This is a genomic window from Streptococcus sp. GMD4S, assembly GCF_000296955.1.
The window spans coordinates 1-840 of the sequence record NZ_AJRE01000315.1 but is presented as its reverse complement, the minus strand read 5'-3'; the positions used below and the strand labels follow the sequence as shown (position 1 = coordinate 840).

At 35.6% G+C, this 840-nt stretch carries 1 protein-coding gene and 1 pseudogene; both read right to left on the bottom strand.

All coding sequences use genetic code 11. From position 1 onward, the window contains the following. Nucleotides 1–211, bottom strand: a 211-nt coding sequence (locus tag GMD4S_RS09615) for a YSIRK-type signal peptide-containing protein (RefSeq protein ID WP_000361151.1), incomplete at its 3' end; no start/stop codon positions are given. 323 nt (nt 212–534) lie between these two features. Then, nucleotides 535–840: pseudogene (locus GMD4S_RS09610) on the bottom strand (peptide ABC transporter ATP-binding protein); the annotation flags it as partial.

The window sequence follows — 840 nt, the reverse complement described above, 5'->3', positions numbered from 1 at the left end:
CTTCCTTGTCAAAATCGTGCCCCTCATCACTAGCCTTCTTATCCAAATCAGCTAGTTCACTCGGCAAATTATCTGTTGAACCAACTCTTGCTTGATCAGCTAATACTGGGCTAGCTGCGAAGAAAGTCGTTCCAATCATCACCGAAGCTACTCCAAGCGTAAACTTACGAATACTGAACTTACAGCGTTTTTCAAAAAATCGTTTATCCATGAACTCCTAAATCCTTTCATTTTCCAGTAAGCGTTTACATTTCTTTTTTAAAAAATACTCCTTTCTCTGAAAGTGCTCTGCTTAACTGTTATAAATAAAAATTAATTGTACTTTTAATATAACAAATAAAAAGGCAGAAAGCAATAGGAAATAGGTAAAATTCACTAAAATTTTCTCTTTTCTGAACAGTTCTAACGCTCAGAATTTTAAGAATCGCTTTACAGCTATAAAAAAATCCTATCTCTAATCATTCAGGGACTTATACCAAGATAAAAAAGGACTTAACCATCATGTCGATGGCTAAATCCTTCACTTTTTTAAAGTTATTTCACATGGTTTGCGAGATCTTCTTGGGCCTTTTTATTTGACTCTTCTTTTTCTTTCAACCATTTTTCTTGAGCTTTTTGGTATTCTTCTGTTGTCACTGCCTTATCTTGTACTTCTAGATATTTGTACAAAAGGGCTTCACTCATACCCTTGTTACCAGAGTATGCAAATGGAAGTGTAAATGGTACCATCTTAGACAACATTGGACGACCAGTTTGAGAAGTTGTTGGAATGAGCAAGGCACTGTCTGTCAACCAAGCTTGGGCAGCAGCATATTTCTCATAACGTTTTGAAACATCAGT